The 24,628-nt window shown below is 41.7% G+C and carries 29 protein-coding genes; 11 read left to right on the top strand and 18 right to left on the bottom strand.

Annotated elements, in window-relative coordinates; translation table 11 throughout:
- Positions 1-6: 6 nt before the first annotated feature.
- Positions 7-405 carry a TonB-dependent receptor gene (locus tag AB8P51_RS09655; protein WP_369748624.1) on the top strand — a complete coding sequence of 133 codons (399 nt, stop codon included), beginning with the start codon at positions 7-9 and terminating at the stop codon, positions 403-405.
- Positions 406-445: 40 nt separating this feature from the next.
- Here the strand turns inward: AB8P51_RS09655 and AB8P51_RS09650 are convergent, their stop codons facing one another.
- The 4 genes from AB8P51_RS09650 to AB8P51_RS09635 all read right to left on the bottom strand — a co-directional run bounded on the left by AB8P51_RS09650 (position 446) and on the right by AB8P51_RS09635 (position 2,443).
- A complete protein-coding gene (locus AB8P51_RS09650; protein WP_369748623.1) occupies positions 446-694 on the bottom strand; it encodes a DUF6327 family protein in 249 nt (82 codons plus the stop codon).
- Complete coding sequence (locus tag AB8P51_RS09645; protein ID WP_369748622.1) at positions 684-1,043, bottom strand: phage holin family protein; 360 nt, start codon at positions 1,041-1,043, stop codon at positions 684-686. Before AB8P51_RS09645 ends, AB8P51_RS09650 begins: the two co-directional genes overlap by 11 nt.
- Positions 1,044-1,049: 6 nt before the next feature.
- Entirely contained in the window at positions 1,050-1,379 is a 330-nt protein-coding gene (locus AB8P51_RS09640; RefSeq protein ID WP_369748621.1) for a YtxH domain-containing protein, read from the bottom strand.
- 191 nt (positions 1,380-1,570) lie between these two features.
- The gene (locus AB8P51_RS09635) at positions 1,571-2,443 is read right to left on the bottom strand and encodes a universal stress protein (protein ID WP_369748620.1); all 873 of its coding nucleotides are present in this window, start codon (positions 2,441-2,443) and stop codon (positions 1,571-1,573) included.
- A gap of 175 nt (positions 2,444-2,618) precedes the next feature.
- On the opposite strand from AB8P51_RS09635, the gene AB8P51_RS09630 reads away from it, so the two are divergent.
- Positions 2,619-3,071, top strand: a complete 453-nt coding sequence (locus tag AB8P51_RS09630; protein WP_369748619.1) for a DUF2267 domain-containing protein — start codon at positions 2,619-2,621, stop codon at positions 3,069-3,071.
- Between the two features lie 184 nt (positions 3,072-3,255).
- Complete coding sequence (locus AB8P51_RS09625) at positions 3,256-3,726, top strand: Hsp20/alpha crystallin family protein (protein ID WP_369748618.1); 471 nt, start codon at positions 3,256-3,258, stop codon at positions 3,724-3,726.
- Positions 3,727-3,845: 119 nt separating this feature from the next.
- Here AB8P51_RS09625 and AB8P51_RS09620 read toward each other — a convergent pair whose 3' ends face one another.
- The 6 genes from AB8P51_RS09620 to AB8P51_RS09595 all read right to left on the bottom strand — a co-directional run bounded on the left by AB8P51_RS09620 (position 3,846) and on the right by AB8P51_RS09595 (position 9,315).
- Positions 3,846-4,583 carry a slipin family protein gene (locus AB8P51_RS09620; protein ID WP_369748617.1) on the bottom strand — a complete coding sequence of 246 codons (738 nt, stop codon included), beginning with the start codon at positions 4,581-4,583 and terminating at the stop codon, positions 3,846-3,848.
- Between the two features lie 157 nt (positions 4,584-4,740).
- Positions 4,741-5,442 (bottom strand): hypothetical protein, encoded by a 702-nt coding sequence (locus tag AB8P51_RS09615; protein ID WP_369748616.1) that lies wholly within the window; start codon positions 5,440-5,442, stop codon positions 4,741-4,743.
- Between the two features lie 55 nt (positions 5,443-5,497).
- On the bottom strand, positions 5,498-6,517 hold the full coding sequence (locus tag AB8P51_RS09610) for a hypothetical protein (protein WP_369748615.1): 1,020 nt from the start codon (positions 6,515-6,517) through the stop codon (positions 5,498-5,500).
- A gap of 17 nt (positions 6,518-6,534) precedes the next feature.
- The gene (locus AB8P51_RS09605; RefSeq protein WP_369748614.1) at positions 6,535-7,689 is read right to left on the bottom strand and encodes a M20 family metallopeptidase; all 1,155 of its coding nucleotides are present in this window, start codon (positions 7,687-7,689) and stop codon (positions 6,535-6,537) included.
- 4 nt (positions 7,690-7,693) lie between these two features.
- Positions 7,694-8,305 (bottom strand): flavin reductase family protein, encoded by a 612-nt coding sequence (locus tag AB8P51_RS09600; protein ID WP_369748613.1) that lies wholly within the window; start codon positions 8,303-8,305, stop codon positions 7,694-7,696.
- A gap of 158 nt (positions 8,306-8,463) precedes the next feature.
- Positions 8,464-9,315 carry a universal stress protein gene (locus tag AB8P51_RS09595; RefSeq protein WP_369748612.1) on the bottom strand — a complete coding sequence of 284 codons (852 nt, stop codon included), beginning with the start codon at positions 9,313-9,315 and terminating at the stop codon, positions 8,464-8,466.
- Positions 9,316-9,510: 195 nt separating this feature from the next.
- Between AB8P51_RS09595 and AB8P51_RS09590 the strand changes: the two genes are divergently transcribed.
- The 5 genes from AB8P51_RS09590 to AB8P51_RS09570 all read left to right on the top strand — a co-directional run bounded on the left by AB8P51_RS09590 (position 9,511) and on the right by AB8P51_RS09570 (position 14,168).
- Positions 9,511-10,314, top strand: coding sequence for a sulfite exporter TauE/SafE family protein (locus AB8P51_RS09590; protein WP_369748611.1), 804 nt, complete (start codon positions 9,511-9,513; stop codon positions 10,312-10,314).
- A gap of 145 nt (positions 10,315-10,459) precedes the next feature.
- A complete protein-coding gene (locus tag AB8P51_RS09585; protein ID WP_369748610.1) occupies positions 10,460-11,875 on the top strand; it encodes a rhodanese-like domain-containing protein in 1,416 nt (471 codons plus the stop codon).
- Between the two features lie 84 nt (positions 11,876-11,959).
- Positions 11,960-12,304, top strand: a complete 345-nt coding sequence (locus AB8P51_RS09580; protein ID WP_369748609.1) for a rhodanese-like domain-containing protein — start codon at positions 11,960-11,962, stop codon at positions 12,302-12,304.
- A 55-nt stretch (positions 12,305-12,359) separates the two neighbouring features.
- On the top strand, positions 12,360-13,421 hold the full coding sequence (locus AB8P51_RS09575; protein ID WP_369748608.1) for a DUF3365 domain-containing protein: 1,062 nt from the start codon (positions 12,360-12,362) through the stop codon (positions 13,419-13,421).
- A gap of 60 nt (positions 13,422-13,481) precedes the next feature.
- Positions 13,482-14,168, top strand: coding sequence for an aspartate/glutamate racemase family protein (locus AB8P51_RS09570; protein WP_369748607.1), 687 nt, complete (start codon positions 13,482-13,484; stop codon positions 14,166-14,168).
- Positions 14,169-14,176: 8 nt separating this feature from the next.
- Here the strand turns inward: AB8P51_RS09570 and AB8P51_RS09565 are convergent, their stop codons facing one another.
- From AB8P51_RS09565 to AB8P51_RS09550, 4 genes are read right to left on the bottom strand one after another with little or no spacing between them, the layout of a single operon-like run.
- Complete coding sequence (locus AB8P51_RS09565) at positions 14,177-15,058, bottom strand: sterol desaturase family protein (RefSeq protein WP_369748606.1); 882 nt, start codon at positions 15,056-15,058, stop codon at positions 14,177-14,179.
- Positions 15,059-15,061: 3 nt separating this feature from the next.
- Complete coding sequence (locus tag AB8P51_RS09560; RefSeq protein WP_369748605.1) at positions 15,062-16,009, bottom strand: sulfurtransferase; 948 nt, start codon at positions 16,007-16,009, stop codon at positions 15,062-15,064.
- Entirely contained in the window at positions 15,993-16,469 is a 477-nt protein-coding gene (locus tag AB8P51_RS09555) for a monoheme cytochrome C (RefSeq protein WP_369748604.1), read from the bottom strand. The genes AB8P51_RS09560 and AB8P51_RS09555 overlap by 17 nt, the downstream gene beginning before the upstream one ends.
- Positions 16,470-17,690: a sulfite oxidase gene (locus AB8P51_RS09550; protein WP_369748603.1), complete on the bottom strand. Its 1,221-nt coding sequence runs from the start codon at positions 17,688-17,690 to the stop codon at positions 16,470-16,472.
- A gap of 249 nt (positions 17,691-17,939) precedes the next feature.
- Here AB8P51_RS09550 and AB8P51_RS09545 point away from each other — a divergent pair, with 249 nt between their 5' ends.
- The 3 genes from AB8P51_RS09545 to trxB all read left to right on the top strand — a co-directional run bounded on the left by AB8P51_RS09545 (position 17,940) and on the right by trxB (position 21,077).
- Positions 17,940-19,202, top strand: a complete 1,263-nt coding sequence (locus AB8P51_RS09545) for an FAD/NAD(P)-binding oxidoreductase (RefSeq protein WP_369748602.1) — start codon at positions 17,940-17,942, stop codon at positions 19,200-19,202.
- Between the two features lie 111 nt (positions 19,203-19,313).
- On the top strand, positions 19,314-19,967 hold the full coding sequence (gene upp / locus AB8P51_RS09540) for a uracil phosphoribosyltransferase (RefSeq protein ID WP_369749150.1): 654 nt from the start codon (positions 19,314-19,316) through the stop codon (positions 19,965-19,967).
- 141 nt (positions 19,968-20,108) lie between these two features.
- The gene (gene trxB / locus AB8P51_RS09535) at positions 20,109-21,077 is read left to right on the top strand and encodes a thioredoxin-disulfide reductase (RefSeq protein ID WP_369748601.1); all 969 of its coding nucleotides are present in this window, start codon (positions 20,109-20,111) and stop codon (positions 21,075-21,077) included.
- Positions 21,078-21,150: 73 nt separating this feature from the next.
- Here trxB and AB8P51_RS09530 read toward each other — a convergent pair whose 3' ends face one another.
- The 4 genes from AB8P51_RS09530 to AB8P51_RS09515 all read right to left on the bottom strand — a co-directional run bounded on the left by AB8P51_RS09530 (position 21,151) and on the right by AB8P51_RS09515 (position 24,585).
- Positions 21,151-21,594 (bottom strand): hypothetical protein, encoded by a 444-nt coding sequence (locus tag AB8P51_RS09530; RefSeq protein ID WP_369748600.1) that lies wholly within the window; start codon positions 21,592-21,594, stop codon positions 21,151-21,153.
- Between the two features lie 106 nt (positions 21,595-21,700).
- Entirely contained in the window at positions 21,701-22,756 is a 1,056-nt protein-coding gene (locus AB8P51_RS09525) for an aminotransferase class I/II-fold pyridoxal phosphate-dependent enzyme (protein WP_369748599.1), read from the bottom strand.
- Positions 22,753-23,766, bottom strand: a complete 1,014-nt coding sequence (locus AB8P51_RS09520) for a dipeptide epimerase (protein WP_369748598.1) — start codon at positions 23,764-23,766, stop codon at positions 22,753-22,755. Before AB8P51_RS09520 ends, AB8P51_RS09525 begins: the two co-directional genes overlap by 4 nt.
- Before the next feature lie 96 nt (positions 23,767-23,862).
- Positions 23,863-24,585 carry a head GIN domain-containing protein gene (locus AB8P51_RS09515; RefSeq protein WP_369748597.1) on the bottom strand — a complete coding sequence of 241 codons (723 nt, stop codon included), beginning with the start codon at positions 24,583-24,585 and terminating at the stop codon, positions 23,863-23,865.
- Positions 24,586-24,628 lie beyond the last annotated feature (43 nt).

The raw sequence follows: 24,628 nt of genomic DNA, 5'->3' as shown, positions 1-24,628 counted from the left end.
AGACTTATGATTAAGAAAATAATATTATTGGTAACAGCGGGCATACTAACATATGGCTGCACCAGCAAAAGAGTAACTACGATTTCAGGCGAACCTGATTCATATAATGTGAGATCGGTAAAGGCTCAAAAGGGGGAGATCAGTATACTGAATATGTTGCAAAGGGCTCCCGGTGTTACGGTCAGGGGGAATGTGGTACGGGTTTTTGGCCCGAATTCATTTTCTAATACGAGTGAGCCTTTATTTCTGATTAACGGAGCGGTCTATAGCGGTGGGTTATCTGGTATTTTAGGAAGTATTAACCCGGATGATGTTAAATCCATCGAAGTGTACAAAACACCTGCAGAATTAGGCCTGTATGGGGCCAGAGGGGCTAATGGGGTTATAAATATTATACTTAGGTAAGCGTAATATCGGCTTTCTACTCAATATAATTATCTAAGGATCAGGCAGCAGAGGCGATTTCTTTATGTTTTTTTCGACTTCTTATTTGTACAAATTTCTTTAGGGCAAAGCCAAGTATGGCCTGTAGGAAAACATTTTCTATTTTTTTGCTAAAGTGGGTCGGTGACAACGTTTGTTTTACGGCCTGAGTGTTTAGTTTTATATGTTCCCAATCCAGTTTACGCTGCAACTCGAGAATTTCAAGTTGCTGGTCTATCTCTTCAAATGAACTGTATCTCTTATTCATCATTGTCGTCATCAAAAAAGTGGTTAGAAAATATTCTTAGTATAGGTCTGTTGATACTATTACGCATTAGGTAGAATACTACACCCAGAAGGAGATATACAGCACCAACAATCAGAAAACCATATACCGTATTATTCAATATGGTTCCTAATGCCAGAGAAAGTGCCAGGCTTAAGAGCATTAAAGCAAGTAGTCCAAATATGCCAAGTAGAAATAATTTGGCAAAGTAGGTCACAATGACCATGGATAGTTTAAAGCTCTTAAGCTTGGCGTATTCAACAGTTTCCTTCACATACGAATTTGTATGCTCATCTAATTCGGAGATATTATATTTTAGGTCGTTCAGAACCATAAGAACTTATTTTTGAAGTGCGGCATTTTTCTTTTTAAGGTCTTCCAATTTACGCTCAAGGGTAGCAATTATATCATCTGCCTTGTAGCTCATGTTGGAAACAGCTTCTTCAAGTTTATGCTCAAAATGCTCTTTCTTTTCATCAACGGTTTTAGTGAGTTCATCTTTCGCGTGGGTCAATCTTTCAGTGAGATCATGCTTGGCATCATTCACTTTTGTTTTAATTTTTTTCCGCGTTTTTTTTCCTTCATCGGGCGCGTACAAAATTCCAATTCCTGCTCCTATTGCAGCTCCTGTTACAAGTGCTAATAAGACATTACCTGTGTTGTTTGTCATGACTTATGATTTAAAGAATTAATAAATGGTTTTTACTTAATAGTCCTAAGTTAAATAGGACAATCATCATGTGAAATGATCCAGGTCATTTTGAACGTTTTAAATTGCTTTTTTTGGGCAATAAAATTGTTTCTTAAGAAGCGTTTTTCCTATTAATTATAAATGCCTTTCCAACTTAGAACCTGAGTGAATTAGGCTGAGGCCGCTTCAGCTTTGCTAACTCTTGCTGTATCTCTGACCACCAAAAAAGGTATTTTGATATGATAGCCCAGCTGATCAACATTTTGCCTGTCGAGAATTCGTTCCAGAAGATTGTGTTTTTTATTCATCATCGCCAGGAGTCCGAAGGATTCATTTTCCAGATATGTCAAGACCGCATAAGGCATAAGGTCTTGCTGTAGTTCAACAAACTCATGTTCGTAGTTCCTTAGAAGATGGCTGAGGTGCTCCTTGTGTTTTATTTGCTCCTTTGCCAGTTCCAGGGTTTCCTTTACATGGAGTACGGTAATAGCAGCTTCGAACCGGTCGGCCAGACCGAGTATTTTTTGAAACTCTGACTCTTTGTATTCAGATTGGTAATCTGTTGGGAAAAGTATTTTTTTTATAGGCGAAAAAACTGTATTTGAAGGGATAACCAACACAGGCGCAGTAGCTTTTCGCAATACATAAACGGTATTGCTGCCTATGAATACTTCCTTAGCTCCTGTAGCCCCTTTAGTACCCATTACTACCAAGTCGATTTTCTTACTCTCGGAGATATCATTTATTTCATGACTCAGGATATTAAAGGCCGAAATGACCTCAAACCGGTGATCGGGATTTTTGGATATACCTTTCATTTCAGATATAGTCTTTTCAAGTCCGTCCAGAGAGCGGTTGACCTCCGCATCAGGGACGGCACTAAAGGCAGGTCCGCCCAGCACATAGTCGATTCGATAAATAGGGGGGGTATAGGTATGTAGAACGTAAAATGTGCAGGCTTCCTCTGCAAACAAGGCCAGCGCATAATTAATGGCATTCCTGGCGGTATCAGAGAAATCGGTAGGTAAAAGGATCCTTTTCATCTTTTATTCTTTTATTTTTCTAAAAGTAAGCTGCCAGAAAATTAAATGGAATGATCTCTATCAGCTCTCCTGACTCATATCGTACTAATTATTACGAATCAGTTACATGACGAGAATCATTTGAAATATTAAGGGTAACAAGGATATTTAAAGAATAACCTTAAAACGTACTATCATGGCACTTAATTTTAACGAATATGCAAAAGACGGAAACCGTTTTTTAAAGGACTACGCCAAAGAAATGAACCTGGGAGAAAACACAGAAAAGGCCGGGAGGATTTTTTCATCAATTATGCATGCTCTGAGGGATATTATTTCGCCTCAGGAATCACTTCAGTTCTTAGCTCAGTTACCGATGTTTCTCAAAGCGGTATATGTAAATGGCTGGAATATGAAAAGGCCAAAGCCAAGAGTGAAAAAGATGGTAGAATTTATAGAACTCGTACGCAAACACGACGGAGTAGCGGCTGTTAATGATTTTGAATACAATGATGAATTGGCCGAACGATATATCGATACCACTTTTATATACTTGAGAAAGTATATCTCACTGGGTGAAATGGAGGACATCCGGGATGGCCTGCCCAAGGATCTCAAAAGCATGATATACAGTAATTTAATGTTCTAGGTTTAAAAGCAGTTATCTGTATATTTTAAATGGACATGCCTCAGGAGAGGAACCGGGGAAAGTGGGAATGGTTTATCAGAAATTAAGTTGTGTAAGCTGACATAAATCATAGGAAATACTCAGGGCTTGTAATACCTTGCTTTCTGACCATTTAACGGATTGTTTAACCTAAATTTTCAAGATCATGACACTTGTTAGATTTAAAAATCGGAATCGCCCCTTTACCAATTTGATTACCTCCGATTTCTTCGACATGGAAGATTTCTTCGATAATCGATTTTGGAAAAAAGGGTTAGTAAATGAAGATTTCTGGAATGGACGTTCAGGAGAACCTGCTCTTAACATCAGGGAGGAAGATCGTCATTTCGAAATAGAACTTGCCGCTCCGGGTTTCGAAAAAAAAGACTTCGACGTATCTATTGAAAATGGTTATTTGACTATCAAGGCCGAAAAAGAGGATACCGAGGAAACCAAAAAAGAGAATTATACCAGGAAAGAGTTTTCCTATAATTCTTTTGAAAGATCACTACAGTTACCGGAAAATGTATTGGAAGACAAAATTAAAGCCAAATACAATGACGGTATTCTGAGCTTTAAAGTCCTTAAGAAGGAAGAAGCTAAAAAATTAAAACCCAAAAAAGTGGAAATTGCATGACACGATCCCCACTTTAAAGGTTGCCCTCCTGCTCATGATGATTGCTTATATTAAAAAAGCCCCCGCAGGAGGGCATTTTTATTGGGTATTCAATTAATTCCTTTCCATTAAAAAGACCTTCATTCCTTTGATTTTCTGGGCAATACTTCTTCAGGGAATGGGAACAGAATGGTTGAATTCTTTTCTGCGGCGATATTGGAAAGGGTTTGATACAAACGCAGTTTGATTGCAGAAGGTGACTGATCGATCTTTTTCCCGGCCTGCAAAAGCATATCTGCGGCCTGTTCTTCAGCCTGCGCTAAGATGATACGGGCTCTTCTCGATCTTTCAGCCTCAGCCTGGTTGGCCATCATCCTTCGCATGTTTTCAGGTAACTGTATATCCTTGATCTTTACATCGATGATCTCAATACCCCATTGATGAGTTTCACTTTCAACAATCGCTTTAATATTTTTCCCCATCTCTTCTCTTTTAGATAAAATGGTATCTAGCTCTACCTTTCCACAAACGTCCCTCAGGGCAGCCTGAGACAGTTGCGTTATGGCGAAGGAAAATTCCTCCACTTCAAGAACCGCTTTTTCCGGATCTCTGATTTGAAAAAAGACCACCCCATCGATACTACAGGGCACGTTGTCTTCTGTCATTACTTCCTGGGAAATGATATTGATCGTGATCACCCTTATGTCTACCACCTGAATAGTCTCCACTATAGGGATGATCCACCTAAAGCCGGGCTTCAGTGTCTTCACATACTTCCCAAACCGGAATTTAAGAGCGCGTTTATATTCAAAAATAATCCGAATCCCTGCAAGCAGGAATAAGAAAAGAATTAACAGGAAAAACATCATGGGATTCATAACAATTCTATTTAAAATTAAAATTCAGTTCTATATGCACGCACCGAATTACGGAGTAACTGGCCCTCTTTTAAAGATACGAAAAAAGGAGAAGGCAACATCATCCAAAGCGCACTATAAATTAACCTGTACCTGTCCTTGGAAACCCCATATGTGATTACGTTATCGAATCAGGATTCTTTCGGGGAACTGTTTCTTTCAACCTTTTCATCAGGCAGTAGTTCAGCCCGAAAAACCATATCAGACAGGAAACAAATGTGATTTTTTGTATCAGGGGCAATAGTATGATATTTATGCCTGTCTCGTAAATGTAGTAATTGACCGCAAAAATGAGCAGACAAAACAGTCCGAGCAGGCCTAAACGATAATACCCGGCTCTGAGAAGTTCCCTCGAGCAACTTATAAAGGCAACAACCCCAAAAACCCCGGCAATCCTAACGATCAGGTCATGTGAATTCCCGGCCATAAAAAAGACGACAAGGAATGCCAGTAAACCTGAAAACCACATTATATATTGATTGAGGGTCTTTCGCACAAAAAGTTTGGGTAAATAGAACCAGAGAAGCATCAGACTGGTACAAAGTACTCCTAAGGCCAATCTTGCGTAAAGGCGGGCTGAATTTAAACTGCCATTGATCGCAAATTCATCGAGTAAATCACAGAGATAATTATTCCAAAAACTAAAACCGACCTGCTGAGGATTCACAGCTGAGCCACCGGGATATACTAGAGCTGCGATCAGATAGAGGATCACAAAACAAGTCATACCTAAAAAAGGGATCAACATGGTATACTGCCCGGGGGATTTGAGCTGCCCCAGGAAATAGTAATTTGAATGTGACCTTTCATTATAAGGCATACATTAAAGATATGTAATGGAAATCAGGTTGTTAGAGGTTTAAATCAATTTTTGATTACAACACCAGGCCTGTTTTATCTGAGAGTATTTTCTTCAGTGCCGGAGCAGTACTCGAATCGATCAGATTAAGGGTCTGAACATCGCATAATTCCCTGACCATATGCGAACCGGCAAGGGTATTTGTGGTGATGCCCGTAACGATATCCGGTACCATATTAAAAGCCTTCATCAAACCGTATACAGCATAAGGATCTGTCGCACTCAGGATGGTACATTTTATATTATTACCAAGGGCCTTAATTGCCAGATCACCGTTATAAGGTTCAAGGGGTGAAGCTCCAACTTCCACAATGGCAACATCAGCATTCTGATGTGCCATACAACTTAAAAGCAACTCAATTTTTTCTTCGTAAACTTCAGCCCGACATATTGAGGAAGGTAAGCCTACATCTACAAAATCAAAAATGGCATCTGCACCAACATCTTTAAGCGCGAGTATGTCTTTATATCGGCCAGCCCCGCTAAGTTTAGCCCCGATAACTTTATATCCTGCCGACTTAAACACATTTGTTACGATTCTGGCCGAAGTTGTTTTTCCTGCAGACATTGAGGTGCCGACAAAAAGAACAACCGGGGTGTTAAAGGCCAAAGGCTCTACTTCAGGCAGAAACTGATCCATGGTGATCTTCTTTCCTTCCCGACTTACATGTCCTTTGTAGGAAACTTTCATCAAATTTGGCAGAAATGCCGATTTTGAAGTTAGTTTACCCAGAATCCCACCTCCGGTAAGTACGCTCATTTCTAAGTCTTCACCTACTTGCTGCCATGTTCCCGTTGCCTCTAGGGTTGCAAAGCGTTTACCTAATGCACCTACAATGTACTCGCCCCCTATAATTCCCCTCATTCTCCCATTAGGAAGTTCCAGAAGGAGGGATGGGCCTCCCGGATCTTTAATCTTTCCCACCACGTAATCTCCGGTGGCCCAAAGCGATCTGTCGAGAAATTTTAGATCAAACTTTTTTTTATCCAGGTCTGATATTCTTGTAAGGGAGGTATAGATAAAATTTGAAGGCATACTAATTCACTTTAATTTTAAGAGTTTGGAGTTGCAAGTAGTAAAAGAGCTAATAAAGCAGTTCTTTCAGGAAGCTGGTCATAAAAAATAAACTCGTGATTGGCGTGCGCGCCATCTCCCGGTGTACCCAGGCCGTCAAGGGTGGCCGTATATGTGCTCGTCGTATTGCCATCTGATCCGCCCCCGGCCATAGCCTGGGAAAGTTCTAAACCTAAAAGCACTGCTTTTGTTCGTGCCATTTCCCAAAGTTTTTGATTCCGTTCATTTGCTTCCATAGGGGGTCGTCCTATTCCTCCTTCAATGACCAATTTTATGTCGGGAAGACTGGGCTTTAAACCGTATATCTTTTTACTAATAAATTCCCCGTCTTTAATATTTTCAACTCTCACGTCAATAACAGCTTTACTTTCCGGGGCTACAACATTTGCCGAAACGCCTCCCTGTATGGTGCCTATATTTACCGTGATGCCCTTTTCAAAATCATTCATCGCATGGAGTTCCTGGATCTGATGTGATAATTCTACAATAGCATTGATTCCTTTGCCAGGATCCAGGCCGGCATGGGCTGCCTTCCCATGCACGGTAATAGTAAACCTTCCGAGGCCTTTTCGCGCGGTTTTCAACTTTCCATTGAGTCCCAGTGGTGGCTCCATGACATAAGCCCGGTCTGCAATCTTTGCCAGTTTTTTTATGGTTGAGGTTGATTCTATACTACCTATTTCTTCATCAGAATTGATGAGAACTACCGGAGTCACGGCGACCTCCAAATGATTTTCCCTGATTGCTTTTAAGGCATATATGATTTGTGTGATACCGGCTTTCATGTCGTATACACCGGGACCTCGCATTTTATCTTCCCTTTTTACAACCGGCATCTCTTTAAGGGTTGTAGTTTTCCAGACAGTGTCACAATGGCCCAAAAGCAGTTGTATAGGTTTATTTTTTATCCTTTTTTCGGGCCGGGCATAGAGGTACCCTCCTGTTTTCTTACCCGGCATAAGGAAAGTGTAATAATCGAGCTTTTGAAATTCGGATTCCAGGCGGCGAAGAATATGTAATTGGGCGGCAGCATCTCTGGATGGAGTTTCTATGCTTACTAATTCCTTTAAAAAAGCCTGCATGTCATTCGCCTCAGCCCTTAAATATTCTAATATGGAAGCGGCTTCTTTCAAGAGTTCAGTTTTTAAAATCCTTTGGAAACGGAAAATTGAAGGTTTCAGATATGTGGGCAAATCTGCCCTGGGCAATATAGGCTAGCAATGGATTCCTTCTGAGTTGGTCTCTTTCATCGTACTCAGAGACCCTCAAATAATCTTTATCTACATGGGCTGCTTTTATCACCCCGGTAATCATGCTAAAGTCGTCAAAACCGTCAATAATCTTAAAGAGTTCACATTCCAGGTAAAAGTAGGCTCCGGCTATCATAGGAACATCCATAGTTGTTGCTTTGACAACTGAGAGAGAATCTAATATATCATCCGACTTGCTAATACATTGAGATCTGGGAGTAGCACTCAAAGAAGTATGCACTACTTGTTCAGGTTTTGGGAAACTAACGGTAAAATTACCCGTCTGTTTAATATTTTGATATGTACTATGCCTGGGGGTACAAACAAATCCGAAGTAATTACCAAAACCCATGGGAGTAACCATATGTTTTGGTGCCAGATCGTACTTACTCCCCTCTATAGTGCCAATGACTACGAGGGGGGCAATGGTGAATACCCGCTCCCAAATGGGACTGGATAAATCCAGGGTTTGAATGTTTTGCTTTTTGATAGTTTCCATATAAAAGGGATATCCTTAAATGTAAACCAGGAAGCTGAAATAATAAATGATATTAGTCAGGTATTGGTATGTTCCAAAAGAGCATCTTGTGATGTATAGGACACTGAACATTATGATAAAAAACAGACTCTAGGGCTTCCGGAAAGGTACTTACACTTTTATTTCTGTATCAGATATTTTTTGTGAAAACTCAGAAGGGGTCTGTCTAGCTGTAACTTCATCCTTTTAACAGTGTCCTTGTGCCATAAGCCTTTAAAGAAACCAGGACTTTCGCGTTCCAGCATGGCAATTATACTTGCATCTTCCTCCATGAAATAATTATATAAGGTATTGAATATGTCATCCGAAAAACGCAGATCACAACTAATGTTCTTGTACGCCACCTTTTGTTCTAACATATCCCTGAACCATGCCATCTGATCTTCCCCTGCATATTCATTTTTGGTTGAAACATGAACGAGTTTTATTTCGGCCTCAAAAGGTTCGGCAAATTCTACCAGCCTTCTAACTGCGAGGATATCTGCTTCTTCAAAAGCCGTGGCATAAATAATTTTATCTATGGGCTTGCTTTTATATTCATTCGGTACCGCAAGAACAGGGATGTAAGAATTATTTATAAGAGATGTAGCAGTACTCCCAATGATCAAATCTTTAATCACGCTACTTCCTTTTGTTCCCAGTAGTATCAAATCTGCATTGAGTGATTCTACTTTATCGAGAATCCCAACCGCGCTGATACCGTGTTCATGAACCATCAGATTCATATAGTTAGGTAGCTCCGAACCATAGTTTTTTTTGCAAAAATCCTCTAGTTTTTCAAGCTGCTCCTTATACATTATTTCTTCACGTTTTCCATATGTAAGGCTAACAGTGCTGATAAAGGTCGCTTTCATATCATAAACATGGAGTACGTGTAATTTTGCCTTGAGTCGTTCACTCAGCATGGCAGCAAAATGAAAAGCAGGGATCGAATTTTCCGAAAAATCAGTGGCGTAGAGGAGGTTTTTCATAAGAACAGACTTTGAAATATGCTTCAAGCTAGAGAATCCTCTTTTTATATAAAATGATGATTGTCATATTCTCCTTAAATAAAATAGGAGCTTTTCTATTTCAACTTAAAAGAACCATCGATAATGAATGTCTGTAACCTGAGTTACGACCGGGGCAACTATTGCCACGTACTTTTGCCGTCATAATTATATACTTTGGAAATAACATCGATACTGGGATATATTGGAGCCCTCATCATAGGAATCGTACTGGGTCTTATCGGAGGAGGAGGATCTATCCTCACTGTACCAATTTTTGTTTATTTACTGGGCATTAATCCTGTGGTTGCCACAGCTTACTCCCTCTTTGTTGTAGGTGTAGCCTCCCTGACAGGAGCCTTGCAGAATATAAGGAAGAAGTTAGTCGACTTTAAGACGGCTATTGTATTTGCCATTCCTGCGTTTATAGCTGTTTATCTCACAAGGCGGTTCCTTGTCCCTGCTATTCCTGAATTCCTGTTTCAGGTGGGATCATTTACCGTTACCCGTGATATTGGGATCATGGTATTTTTTGCCATTATTATGCTGTTGGCGTCCTATTCTATGATCAAGGGAAAGTGTAAGAATTGTGACGATGAGGATGCCGTTGTTAAGTATAACTACCCTATGATCATTCTTGAAGGATTTGTTGTAGGAGTTATTACAGGGATTGTAGGAGCAGGAGGAGGTTTTCTTATCATTCCCGCCCTGGTAATGCTGGCGAAACTGCCTATGAAAAAGGCAGTCGCGACATCCTTACTGATCATCGCTATTAAGTCCTTGATCGGGTTTATCGGGGATGTAGAAACCATGGAAATCGATTGGTTATTCTTATTGAGTTTTACTGCATTCTCCCTCGTCGGAATCATTTTAGGAGTATGGCTGAACAAATTTATTGAAGGCAGCAAGCTTAAAAAATCCTTTGGCTGGTTTGTCCTGATTATGGGTATCTATATTCTGGTAAAAGAACTTTGGACCTGATCAGTTTTGAGTACTGACAATTATCATAGGACGGAGTTTCCCGTTTTGGCACTTTTGTAACTTAAGTCACTATTCTTACCAGTCGATATGCCTAATTTTAAGGGAGTTAAGAAAAAGATTAAAGATTAATAAATATTAAAACAGGATGAAAGTAGAGCAAATTTATACAGGATGTTTAGCACACGCAGCTTACTACCTTGAAAGTAAAGGCGAAGCAGCCATTTTTGACCCCCTGAGGGAAGTAGGGCCGTATATTGAAAGAGCAAAAAAAGATAAAGCGAAGATTAAATACGTTTTTGAAACTCATTTTCATGCCGATTTTGTAAGCGGACATTTAGATCTTAAGAAGAAAACAGGCGCGGAAATTGTTTTCGGGCCAACCGCGAAACCAGGGTACGAAGCCACGGTTGCTGAAGATGGACAGGTATTTAAAGTAGGAGATTACCAGGTGAAAGTAATCCATACCCCGGGTCATACCATGGAAAGTACTACCTACCTCCTTATTGATGACAAAGGCGAGGAACACGGAATTATTACCGGAGATACTTTGTTTATCGGTGATGTAGGAAGACCAGACCTGGCACAGCATGTTATTTCTGACCTTACAGAAGAGAAGCTGGCAGGACATCTGTTCGATTCTCTAAGAAATAAAATAATGCCCTTGTCGGATGACCTGATCGTATATCCGAACCACGGAGCAGGTTCTGCCTGTGGTAAGATGATGAGCAAAGAAACCACAGATACCCTCGGACATCAGAAGAAAGTTAATTACGCCCTAAGGGCCGATATGACCAAGGAGGAATTCATCAAAGAACTATTGACAGGATTGACTACTCCACCAGGGTATTTTCCTCAGAATGTACTGATGAATATTAAAGGGTACGAAAGTCTTGATGAAGTAATACAGAGGGGAGAAACACCTATGACCCCTGAAGCCTTTGAGGCCGCTGCCAATGAAACTGATGCCGTAATGCTTGATACCAGGGATGCTGAAGATTTCGCAAAAGGACATGTGCCTAACAGCATCAATATTGCGCTGGATGGAAGTTTTGCCATGTGGGTAGGGGAAATGATCCCTGATGTAAAACAACAAATCCTGTTGATTACTTATCCCGAGAAAGAAGAAGAGGCAATTACGCGTTTATCGAGGGTGGGTTATGATCATACAATCGGATTCTTAAAAGGCGGTTTTGAAGCCTGGAAAAAGAAGGGAAAAGAGTATGAAACTATAGCCCGTTTAACATCTAAAGAATTGGAGAAGGAATACAAATCCTCAGAACCGCTTATTATAGATGTGAGAAAAAAGAGTGAATTCGATTCGGAGCATGTGATAGGCGCCATCAACGTTCCTTTGAATGAGATTAATAGCCATCTGGCTCAGTTTCCGAAAGACAAACCATTTATCCTTCATTGTGGTAGTGGATATCGCAGTATGATTGCCGCATCCATACTGCAACAAAGGGGCTGGGAAAACTTCAGGGACGTTTCCGATGGATTTGACGGCATACTTGAAACCGAGATTGAGAGATCAGAATATATATGCCCCACCACCTTATTATAGAATTAGTTTTTTTGGTTGGATTGTTGAGGGGGTAGTCTTCTAGCTAAGGCTGCCCCCATTTTTCCAAAATACAAAACAAAGATCATGTCAGTCCTCAGTAAAATTTTAAATTCAAAAAATGAATTCTCTTCAAAAGTAGAGGTTCTTGAAGTTGATGCGTATAAAAAAGCCGTTAACAACAATGATGTTCAACTGGTCGATGTAAGAACCCCCAGGGAATTTAAAGGAGGTCATATTGCAAGAGCTTTGAACATTGATTATTTTAATTCCTGGGCTTTTAAGGAAGGCTTTGAAAAGCTCGATAAGTCCAAACCCGTTTACCTGTACTGCAGATCGGGAAACAGGAGTTTAAAAGCGGCAAATAAATTAGTAAAAATGGGCTTTGAAAAGGTATATGACCTTAAAGGAGGAATTCTGAAATGGAAATGATTTCGGGATTATCTATTCGTTTCTAACTACATTAAAGGCCTGAGATAATTAAATTATGCGATTACTGATAATAGGTTTGGTTACAATTCTTTTCTTCTCCTGCAAAGATGCTAAAAAGGAGTATCAGAAAATGGAAGGTGTAGAGGCTGAATTAGCTATGGATGCATCACTGATCCCCGGGAAGGAGATCGTAGAAAACGAGTGCTATATCTGCCATAGTCCGGTTGCCTCCGAAGAAAACATGATTGCCCCACCTATGGTAGCCGTTAAGTGGCATTATATTGAGGAGCAGACAAACAAGGATGAATTTACCAAAGCCCTTCTCAACTGGCTGAACGACCCTCAGCCTGAAAAGGTGAAGATGCGCGGGGCAGTCAGAAAATTTGGGATTATGCCTTATCAACCCTATACAGAAGAGGAGGTTAAAGATATCGCTTCCTTTCTCTATGAAACAGAAATCCCACAACCCGAATGGTACGAGGCCCACAGAAAAAACCAACATGGACAAGGAAAAGGTATGGGAAAAGGTATGGGAAAAGGTATGGGAAAAGGTATGGGAAAAGGTAAAGGAAAAGGGAAAAATGCAACCGTCGGGGAGGAGGAAGATTCCTTTTTTCCCAGAGCAGAATACTACCTTGAAAATGGAGCCAGCATAAGTGCAGCAGCACAGGGAGCACTGGGAAAAAAGCTCATTATGGCCATACAGGAGAAAGGACCCGAAGGGGCGATTTCATTTTGCAAGGTCAATGCTTCCGGGATAACAGATAGTGTTGCGATCATGAAAAATGTGAGGATCAAACGTGTTTCGGATAAACCCAGAAATCAGGATAATAAAGCGTCAGATGAGGAACAAGGTTATATCATAGCCTTTAAAAGACAGTTAGAGAATCAGGCAGAGATAAGACCTATCCTAAAGGAAATGGCAAACGACGAAGTATACTACTACAGTCCGATTACCACCAATGCCATGTGTCTTCAATGTCACGGTACACCTGATATAGAAATACAGCAGCCCGTACAGCTGGCATTAAAAAATTATTATCCGGAAGATAAAGCAGTGGGATATGTCGATGGTGAAGTAAGGGGGATGTGGAAAATCCAGTTTGTGAAGGAATAACTTAGAGCATTCTTAGCACCATAGGTACCAGAGATTTATATTACGTTAATAATTGAGATTATGAAGACAATAGGACTTATTGGGGGTACTTCATGGCATTCAACCATAGTGTACTATAAACTCATTAACGAAATGGTAGGTGAAACTATCGGTACCCAGGGGAATCCCGAATTGCTGATCTACAGTATCAATATTGAAATCATGCGGGCGCAGGATGCAGAGAAGATCAATAATAAATATCTTGAGGTGTCCCGGAAGTTACAGGAATCAGGTGCAGAAGCCCTGGTAATCTGTGCGAATACTCCCCACATGGCCTACAAATTTGTTCAACCCAGAATAGATATCCCAATTCTCCATATTGCCGATGCCACAGGGAAAGAAGCTGTACGATTGGGCGTGGGCAAAGTTGGTTTGCTGGGGAATAAACCTACCATGACCAAAGGGTTCATCCCTGAATTACTAAAAGACAACTACGAAATAGAGACGATTATTCCCGAAGGTGAAGCTCTTGATAAATCTCATAAGTATGTTTCCAGCGAATTAACACAGGGCCAGTTTACTGATGAAGCACGGGCATTTTTCCTGGATCAGATCAGCCAGTTAAAAGCAAGAGGGGCAGAGGCCGTAGTTCTTGGTTGTACCGAATTGCCTATTTTGATCTCTCCTGAAAGTTCAGACATCCCCTTACTCGCCACTACAGACCTTCATGCCAGGATGGCTGCTGATTTTATTCTGGGGAACTCCTGATCAAAGCTTTATCCCTTTTTCTTATCCTTGCCAAAACCATAGATATTCTGATGCAGGAAGTCCTGTGGAAAATCCTTGTCCCCGGGAAAGCCTAATTCTACAGTTCCGCTGTCTTCGGGGATATAATTGGTTTTAAAAATATAGTCCCACAGACTCAGGCTGATACCAAAATTTACTCCGTAAGAGCCTTTGGGCAGGGTATAGGCGTGATGGTACAGGTGCATCACCGGATTGTTGAAAATATACCTTAGCGGCCCCCAGGTGATCTTAATATTAGAGTGATTAAAATGACCAATGGCAATGGCTACAAAGTGTACGATATATGCTTGACTGGGTTCAAAGCCTCCCAGGATCATCACCCCGAAAACTTTCAGAGGTTTATACAGAACATTTTCCATCCAGTGATACCGAAGGTGAGCCGCAAAGCCCATTTCCTTTACGGAGTGGTGGACTTTATGGAAATTCCACAGGATTCGATACCTGTGTAACATAATATGAGTAATCCATTGTACAAAGTCGAGTACAATAAAAAATACAAGAAGCTGCAACCACATAGGGAATGCTGAAATATCAATTATCGCCAGGCTTTTTGCGGTAATTCCAACGTCTTTGAACAATACTTCCAGCATCTTATAGAAACCACTGATAGCAATGGAAAACATAAAGAAGTTAAAGAACATATAGAAGGCATCCAGCCAGAAGTCTCTCCTGAAAATAGATTGGTCTTTCCGCCATGGGAAGAGGATTTCGAGTATCCAGACAAAGAGTGAGATCGCGATTAGTCCCCAGAAATAGTTGGTATACCAGGGCACTTCAAAGATAATGGACTTCCAGGTCCATTGAACACTGCCATTAAAGGCATTTAAAAAAGCGTTTAAATAATTTTCCATAGTTTAATTTTTTTCGACGGAAATCGAATCTGATTCATAGGGGAGGAGATCGTCATAACTCCACTCCACCCAGGAGCCGTCGTAATTCATTACATTTTTATAATTCAATAGCTGCGTTAAGACAAAGGTAGTGTGAGAAGAACGTACACCGCTATGACAATAGACGATGATGGTATCTTCTTTTGTGGCGCCCAGTCTACTGTAAATCTTTTCTAATTCTCCAACTGGTTTAAAAGTAAAAGTATTTCCGTAGTCAATAGCTTCAGCCCAGTCGATATTTACACTCCCCGGGATTCTGCCTGCTTTTTTGGCCCCATCTTTTTGCTGATACCCTTTGTATTCGTCCGTACTTCTTGTGTCTAAAATAATTGCCTGAGAGGCATCCGATTTGATCAACTTTAATAATTCATCTTTCTCGACCAGGATTAATTGATCAGGTTTGTCAACAAAATGAAAAGCGTTCTGCTTCTCTGCAGTCTCTTCCAGGCTGAGTTTACCTCCCATTCGTTCCCAATGGCCAATTCCGCCATCTAAAATATGCACATTGTCAAAATTATAAAGGCGTAATAACCACCATAGTCGGGAAGCATCAGAAGATCCTTTATCATCGTACACAATTATGGTGTGTTTCTCTGTGATTCCTGCATTTCCCAGACGTTTTGCCAACTGTTCCTTGCTTATCCGTATACCTTTATAGGGCAAAGTAGCATCCTGAATATCATCCCGGTACAGGTTGATTGCTCCCTGCAGATGTCCTGCTCTATAAGCGTCTTTTTTCCTGAAGTCGATTATTGCAACGGTAGGATCATCAAAATCGAGCAACGGACTGTTATAGGGAATCAGATGTGTGTTTAATACAACCTCCCTTTCTGTCGACTTCTTTGCATTTTCCTTGCAAGACAAGACAGAGGCCAAAATAACCAACAGGAAAAGACTATTCTTTAAGTTCATACCAATCAATATTGCTTAGAATCTCCCGTCTCCCCTTTTTCTTTGGGGGATAGTTTGTAACCAGGTAATTCACAATGATTTCTTCATTTTTTCCCAGGTCCCATAGATTTTGTGTTTCCTGCATCCAGCGGATGGTCGCGATCCACCTTTCTTCATTCATACGATTTTGGATGACCAGTTGGGCAGAATGGCAATTCGTACAATTGTTCACCACGGTCATCAGGCCCTCTGCATCTTTAAATCCGGTGCGGACATGAATACCATTCTCTATTTTATCAAAATCATCTTCTGCTTCAAGCTGTACATATTCCGTGGTTTCCACCTCCTTGAAATAAGACAGTGTCGGATCATTAATCAGGTAAATAATCCCCAAAGCAGTGATGACAAAAAGAACCATCAAAGTGCTTAACAGGCGGTAGATACTCCTGATACCTGATTTAAATTTATCTTGATCTTCCATTTATATAACCTTGATCGCTATTCTATGGCAGGCGTTGTTGAGGTAACCCTTTGGATTCCATCCGGGTAAGAGCATGGGCTGACTATTCCCTCTGGCATCAGTGGCACGGGCCCACACTTCATAATATCCCTTCTTAGGAAAGGAAACAGAGGCATTGAAATGCTGCCAGGCAAGCCTGTTTTTTGGCCGCTCAACCAGACAGCTTTGCCAGGTAGAACCAAAATCGATTGAATACTCCATTTTCGTTACTTCTAATTCTCCAGCCCAGGCATGCCCCCTGATATTTAATTTCTGTCCCGATTTTATCATTGCTCCCGACTTAGGATAGGTAATAAGGGATTTTACGGGCATGGATTCGATAATGCACATATCCTCCTCCTTTACTTTTTCGCCGGGGGCGACAGGATTACAGGGCACCCTATAAGCATCGCCAGTCATTTTGGTTCCGTCGTGTACCCTGTCTCGAATACTGATCCGCTGTATCCATTTACCGGAAACAGAAGCCGGCCATCCCCCTGCAACCAAACGCAATGGGTAGCCATGTGCCAACGGGATATCCTTTCCATTCATCTGGAATGCCAGCAGTGTTTCATCCTGCAACGCTTTCGCCATTGGGGCACCTCTGGAAATAGGTTCTTTTTCCGGATCCCGACTCAGATGAACGTCTGCAGCATGGTAGCCGATGTAAACCGCTTTATTGGTATACCCGGCGTCCTCCAGTACATCTTTGAGTCGTACCCCCGTCCATTCGGCACAGGAAACGGCTCCAACCGTCCATTGATTTCCCTTGGCGGGGGGGTCAAATTCACTACGCCCGTTACCCCCACACTCCAGGGTTAACTGGTAGGTGTAAGTTTTAAATTTTGATTTCAACTCGGCCAGCGTATACGTTTTGGTCTCTTCGACAGCCTCTCCATCAATGGTGATAGTCCAGTTACGAGCATCTATGTCCTCGGGGATTAGCCCATTGTTTCGAATAAACATAAACTTATTCGGGGTGATTTTATCATCCAGCAGATGGGCTCTGGCTTCAATATTCCATGGCTTGTCATTTAAGACAACCATTTCCTGGTCTTTGCTGAAAAGAGCAAAGGGATCGGGATCCTGCAGGGCCAAAGGTTCATAACCTTCGGGAAGGATCGATCCAAAGACAATATCGGTACCCACGGCAGCTACCAGAGAACTCAGGGCGGTATTTTTAATAAAATTTCGTCTTTTCATATTTAAAAGGATGACTCAATTAGGTCTGCACTAAAGTTAAAAATATACCTGCTTCTGGCAGCATGACCTCCCTGAAATAAAATTTTATTTCCGGTATAGATAATCAGGCTGCAGATTGAAGGTAATCTGTCCTTTATTTTTAATAATGGTTTAAGTTAGTCATGTCTTCCAAATAGATATGTTACCTGTGTTACATAGAACTATCTCTATTAGCAGTATCTTGTATAGATTAAAGTAATGAAACTAAAAATGAAAAAGCACTATCAAATACTTGTAATTGGTGGAGGCACCGGAGGGATCATGACAGCGGCCCAACTACTAAAAAAAGACAAACAGCTGGAAATAGGAATTATAGAACCGGCCGATACACACTACTACCAGCCAGCCTGGACATTAGTGGGGGCGGGCACCTATGATTATAAGAAGACGGCAAGACCTATGGCGTCTGTGATGCCCAAAGGGGCAGATTGGATCAAGGATTATGCAACAAAACTAGTACCAGAGAAAAATACCGTTACAACAGCAAAATCAGGAGACATTTCCTATGATTATCTGGTAGTGGCAACCGGCCTTGTCAACGATACTTCCCTGATAGAGGGATTAACAGAGGCCATTGATAAAGGTGTTGTCTGCAGCAATTATACAGATCCGGAACATACCTGGAAGGTACTTCAGAACTTTAAAGGTGGCAATGCTGTATTTACACAACCCACAACACCCATAAAGTGTGGGGGAGCCCCTCAGAAAATAGCCTACCTATCGGCCGATTATTTCAGGAAAAAAGGAATCCTCAAGGATACGAATGTGATTTTTGCGACTCCCGGAACCGTAATTTTTGGGGTGCAAAAGGTGAAAGAGACCCTGTTGAAGGTGATCGACAGATATGGAATGCATTTTAAACCGTATTACGCCCCATTTAAGATCGATGCAGATAAACAGATCATTTATTTTAAGTACACGGCCCCTGATGACAAAAGGGTTGCGATAAAAGAAGGAAATAAGATAGGGGAGGAGATTAACAAAGAAGATGTAATCAGCATGCCTTTTGATATGCTGCACTTAGCCCCGCCTGAAACGGCTCCTAAATTTGTACAGGAATCCGTCCTGGCAAATGAGGCTGGCTGGCTGGATGTGGATCATGGATCCATGCAACATGTCAAATTCCCCAATGTATTTGGATTGGGTGATGTGGCAGCACTTCCTACTGCCAAAACAGGAGCTGCGATCCGAAAACAGGCACCGATCGTTGTAGATAATATAATGAAGATGCTCAAGAATCAGGAGGCCAGTAATAAGTCGTATAACGGCTATTCTTCCTGTCCACTCGTCACCGGTTATGGCAAGATGGTGCTGGCCGAATTTGATTATCAGAATAATTTCACGCCTGATCCCAAATTAAAGCAGATGCTGATTTTCGATAGTTCAAAGGAGCACTGGCGTCTGTGGATGCTGAAAAAGTATATGCTCCCTTATCTATACTGGAACAAAATGATGAAGGGTAAAAAGGTTTAGTTTCATCTATTTTAATATGTGGATGTTGAAAGCAGGAGGTATTGTACCTTCTGCTTTCTCTTTGCGCTGAAATGAATGGGATATACTACCTTAGTGGAAAACGATTATTTTATGATTATCCACCATCTTGATAAGGAAAACTCACTGCTAAATCAATTCATTGCAGAAATCCGCGATAAGGAGGTGCAGGGGGATAGTATGCGATTCAGGAGGAACATTGAACGCATCGGTGAGATCCTGGGTTATGAATTGAGCAAATCCCTGGCCTACCAACAGACTGAAGTGGAAACTCCGCTGGGAAAGGCATCGGTAAGAAAAACAAAAGATCAGTTGGTTTTATGTTCAGTGTTAAGGGCCGGTTTGCCTTTGCACCAGGGGTTGTTAAATTATTATGATCATGCCGAAAATGCCTTTATTTCGGCCTACCGGCACCACAAGGATAATAGTGAGGAATTTGAGGTGATTGTAAAATATTTTGCCGCTCCGGATTTAAACGAAAAAGTCCTTATCCTTACAGATCCTATGCTGGCCACGGGGAAAACACTGGAAAATGTAAACAAGGCACTATTGGGGCACGGTACACCCAGACAAATTCACATTATCTCTGTGATTGGGTCCAGGCCAGGGGTGTCCTATATAAAGAAAGTTTTTCCCGAAAACACCCACCTGTGGATTGCCGCTATTGATGAGGAGCTCACCAGGGAAGGCTATATTGTTCCGGGATTGGGAGATGCCGGGGATCTTGCCTTTGGGGTAAAATTGTAAGAGCCTTTAGGTTTATCTAACAGCCCTGTTTTGATTGATTATACCTGCTATGTTACTATAATAACTTTTGATAACTTTGCTTTATTCTTATCCCTGTAATAAGGTATTTTTACACACTAATTTTATACTAGAAGATAAATTATGGCAGAATCTATAGAACGAATAAAAACCCTGATTTTAGGTTCCGGGCCCGCTGGATATACCGCCGCAATTTACGCGGCACGTGCAGATCTGAAACCTGTGATGTATACCGGAATGGAACCCGGAGGACAGCTGACAACAACAACAGAAGTAGATAACTTTCCCGGATATCCGGAAGGTATAGACGGACCTACTATGATGGTACAGCTGCAACAACAGGCCGAACGCTTCGGTACAGAAGTGCGCATTGGTATGGCTACAGGGGTAGAATTCAGCAACCAGGTGGGGGGAATACATAAGGTTACCATTGACGATTCTAAAGTTGTTGAAGCGGAAACAGTGATCATTGCCACGGGGGCTTCGGCAAAATACCTGAACATACCCAGTGAACAACGCTTGCGTGGAGGGGGAGTTTCGGCCTGTGCGGTTTGTGATGGATTCTTTTACAAAGGACAGGAAGTTGCCATAGTTGGAGGAGGAGATACTGCGGCAGAAGAAGCCTCTTACCTGGCCAATATCTGTAAAAAGGTGACCATGTTGATTCGAAAAGGCGAAATGCGGGCTTCAAAAGCCATGCAGCACAGGGTGAACAGCCTTCCTAATATCGATATACGCTATTTTACAGAGGTGGATGAAATTCTGGGGGATCAGGTCGTTGAAGGACTCAGAATGGTCAATAACCAAACCGGCGAAAAGGAAGAAATTTCAATCACCGGATTCTTTGTAGCTATTGGTCACAAACCCAATACAGATATCTTTAAGGGTCAATTGGAAATGGATAATACCGGTTACCTGATCACCAAAGGGAAATCTACCAAAACCTCCAAACCCGGCGTATTTGCTAGCGGAGATGTGCAGGATAAGGAATACAGACAAGCGGTAACAGCAGCCGGGACCGGATGTATGGCCGCATTGGACGCCGAACGGTATCTCGCCAGTGTAGAAACTCCTGCGGAAATAAATTCGTGATTAATTAATAAGATTTAGTAATAGAAAAACCCCGGAAACCCGGGGTTTTATTTTTTAAATCTAAATACTTCAGCTAGTCTATACGCACGTAATTCTCTGAAAAAGTAGGATTCCCTTCTCCGTCTAAGGTGATCTGACTATAGGTTTCGTCTTTTAAATCTAGCTCAAAAGTAAAAACCCGCATGGTATCCAGGGCCTGCATCATTTCATAATCCCCATATTCTATTGTTTCCTGAAGCTCTGTATCCGTGATTTTGTACGAACCATATCCAAATCTTCCCTGCTTGTCTCCGGGTACCCATCGGGACCACATGATCTTACCATTGAAATAAATTTTCACCTGACGATATCCGGGGGCTTTATCAACCGTGTCGATAGCCTCACCATTCCAGTTAGAAAAACTTTGCAACTCCCATACGCCCTGCATAGCATGCATGGTATTTGGTTTGGAAGATAGCATAGCAGTAGCCACTACCAATATAATTGCAAGCCCGGCGATCTTTATATATTTTCTCATAGTCAAATAGTTTAGTGTCCTGTAAAACTTCAATTAAGATACAATTTTTTTGCGAAAAGCTTTAACATTCAGGGATAATTTACCTCCTGATGCAGTCCTGAACTAATCATGGCATTTGTTTAAAAGAATTTAATGCTTTTGCCAGTACTTTTATATCTTCTTCAGTGTGAGCCGCAGTGAGCACAATTCTGTTGGTGGCATAAGAATCTTCAGTGGGGTACCTGAAGTCGGTTACCAGGATATGTCGTTCCCTGAGGCCTTCGGTCACATTATGATCTGAGTACCCAAAAACCGGATATTGAGGCATGAAATTCAGAATCTTGAGGTCTCTTGTCAGATCGAGAAATAAGGAGATATTCTTCTGTAGTATTTTTCTTTTTAGGTTGTAAATTTCTTCAGCCTCCATGAATTGAGCAAGGTAAAAAGGGGCGGCAGGACTTGCCCCATTAAAGAAATCCGAAGCTTTCAATTTCTCAATCCTCAATCGTTCTCCCACAATGACCCCGGCCTGAATTCCTACTGCCTTTCCGAGAGAAGCACAAAGCAACAGTTCCCTGCAGGGAAGGGACTTTATTGTGCGGTATACTCCGGCCCCATTTTCTCCTACTACTCCTATTCCGTGCGAATCGTCAACGACAAGGATACAGGAATCCAGAGGAAGTGTTCTTAAAATTTCAAAATTAGGATAATTGCAGCCGGAAAAATCTATGGAATCGAGGAAAACAACGGGTACTGCCCTCTCTTTTTTGTCGAGGTGTTCCCGCAAAGCGATGTTGAGGGTTGTATAGGTGGTATAGGGCCTGGTATTGCTTGTATATAAAGCAGAGTGGCTATTTGGAGCATAGAATAATCTATGATCACCCGACTTAAAATGTTGTGCGATGAGTTGCCCTGCAAGATATCCCGATGACATTGTTAGGCTGGCTTCACTTCCAATCCACCCCGAGAGATAAGTCTCAGCCTGTTCGTAGATTTCCAACTGGATATTCGATCTTCTTGAGGCACCGTAATTTGTGCCGTACCGCTTAATCATTTCCAGGGCGATCGCAGTGAATTGGGGTTCCAGCTGAATTCCCAGATAGGAGGTGCCTCCAAAATAATGATATTTATCTCCCTTATTTTCAAGGGTAGTTCCCGGATATGTCTGTATCCTTACTTTCATGAGACAAGGCTTATACCACTACCTCCGAGCATTGGAAAGGTGATCGTTGCATCTTCATTGATCTGTATACCAGTGGCAATGTCATTGCTCAGCAGCATCGGACCATCCATATCCACATAATCCAATTGGGGTAATAATTGCCCGATGGCAGAAATCCCAACGGTAGACTCCGTCATACAGCCGACCATTATTTTCAATCCCAGAGCCCTGCCTTTTTCAATCATACGAAGAGCAGGCGTTAGTCCGCCACATTTGGTGAGCTTGATATTGATTCCGTTAAAGTGCAGCGCACATTGTTCTACATCCTCTTCAACCAGACAGCTTTCATCTGCAATCACAGGCAGGACCGAATGATGGGCAACTTCTTCCATGCCCGACCAGTCGTCGGCCCTGAGCGGTTGTTCGATAAATTCAACTCCGAGTTTTTTGAGTTCAGGAGCTATTGCGATGGTTTGGGCCGCCGTCCATGCACCGTTGGCATCAATTCTGAAAATGGCATCGCTGTGTTTTCTCAGTTCCCTTACGATATCTAAATCCTCAGAAGTACCTAATTTTATTTTGTAGATGGGCCATGGCTTTTCCTTCATTTTCGCAACCATATTTTCAATGGAATCAATACCAATGGTATAATTAGTCAAAGGATAATTCTCAATAGAAGTACCCCAGAGCTCGTAGAGGGGGGTGTTCTGCATTTTACCGTAAAGATCGTGGGCGGCCAGATCCAGGGCACAGAGGGCAAAGCTGGACAGGTTTTTTCCCTTTAACCATTTATGGAATTCTTCAGGTTTAGAAAAAAGATATTTTTCAATTTCAGAGCTTACACTTTTTATCTCCTCGCTCAGCTTTTTGATAGTGTGACCGTAGTAGGGGTTTGAAGTGGTTTCTCCATAGCCTGTTTTTCCATCCTGACTCAGGTGTACGATTAATGTATCCTGCGTCTGGTGCGACTCCCTGGAAATGGTAAAAGGGTGTTTGAGATGAAGCGTGTGTTGGGACAGCCGAACTTGCATATATTTAATTTAGACCTAAGATAAACAAAGCAAAGAGTGAATTAAAAAACCCCGAAGAAAATTTCGGGGTTTTTATGGTTTGTCTGGAAGCAGTAATTAATCTCGGTGGACGCTTCCGGAATAAGATTTGTTCTTTTCAACGGTTGGATTTCCCGAATATGAGATGTCGGCACCACTGGTTGCTTCAGCTACAAGTGATTCGGAAACATTGAGATCTATATCGGCACCACTGCTTGCATCGGCGTAGCAAACCCTTACTTCACAATTTTTGGCTCTGATTCCTGAGCCGCTGCTGGCATCAGCGCGTAACATCTGAGCCTCTCCTTCAAGCCTGATATCTGCCCCACTACTGGTGTCAGCTTCTACTTCTTCAGCAACCACGGCCGCTTTTATATCGGCTCCGCTACTGGCATCCAGGGCTATCTTGTTGGCGCGGATCACATTTTGTGTGACCAGGTCAGATCCGCTGGAGGCGTAAAGTCCGGTTACCTCTGGAAGGGTGACATGGATTCTTTTGGTAGCCCTTCCAATATTTTCGATGGCGTGGATTCTCAATTTCCCATTTTTAATGTCGGTGCCTATTAAATCCATGATATTTTCATCGGCCTCAACTTCAATGGAGAAATTATCTGCCTGGGTGACAAAAACATCAAGACCTTCGGAGGCTGAAATTTCAGTGAAGTCTTCGTAAACTTCTCTTGTTTCTTTGGCGACTATGCCATTACCTTTTTTTCCCTGCCCGAAATTCATGTCGAAGGCACATGAGGACAAGAAAAGTGCCATAAGTACGGCGATTGCAATTCTAGCTAGTGTTGTCATGTTATTGTTTTTTATCCGGTGATTGATAACCGGGGGGTTGTTA

This window comes from Muriicola sp. SD30 (genome assembly GCF_041205185.1).
In the GTDB taxonomy this organism is placed as follows: Bacteria; Bacteroidota; Bacteroidia; order Flavobacteriales; family Flavobacteriaceae; genus Muriicola.
This window is presented reverse-complemented; position numbering and strand designations above follow the sequence as displayed.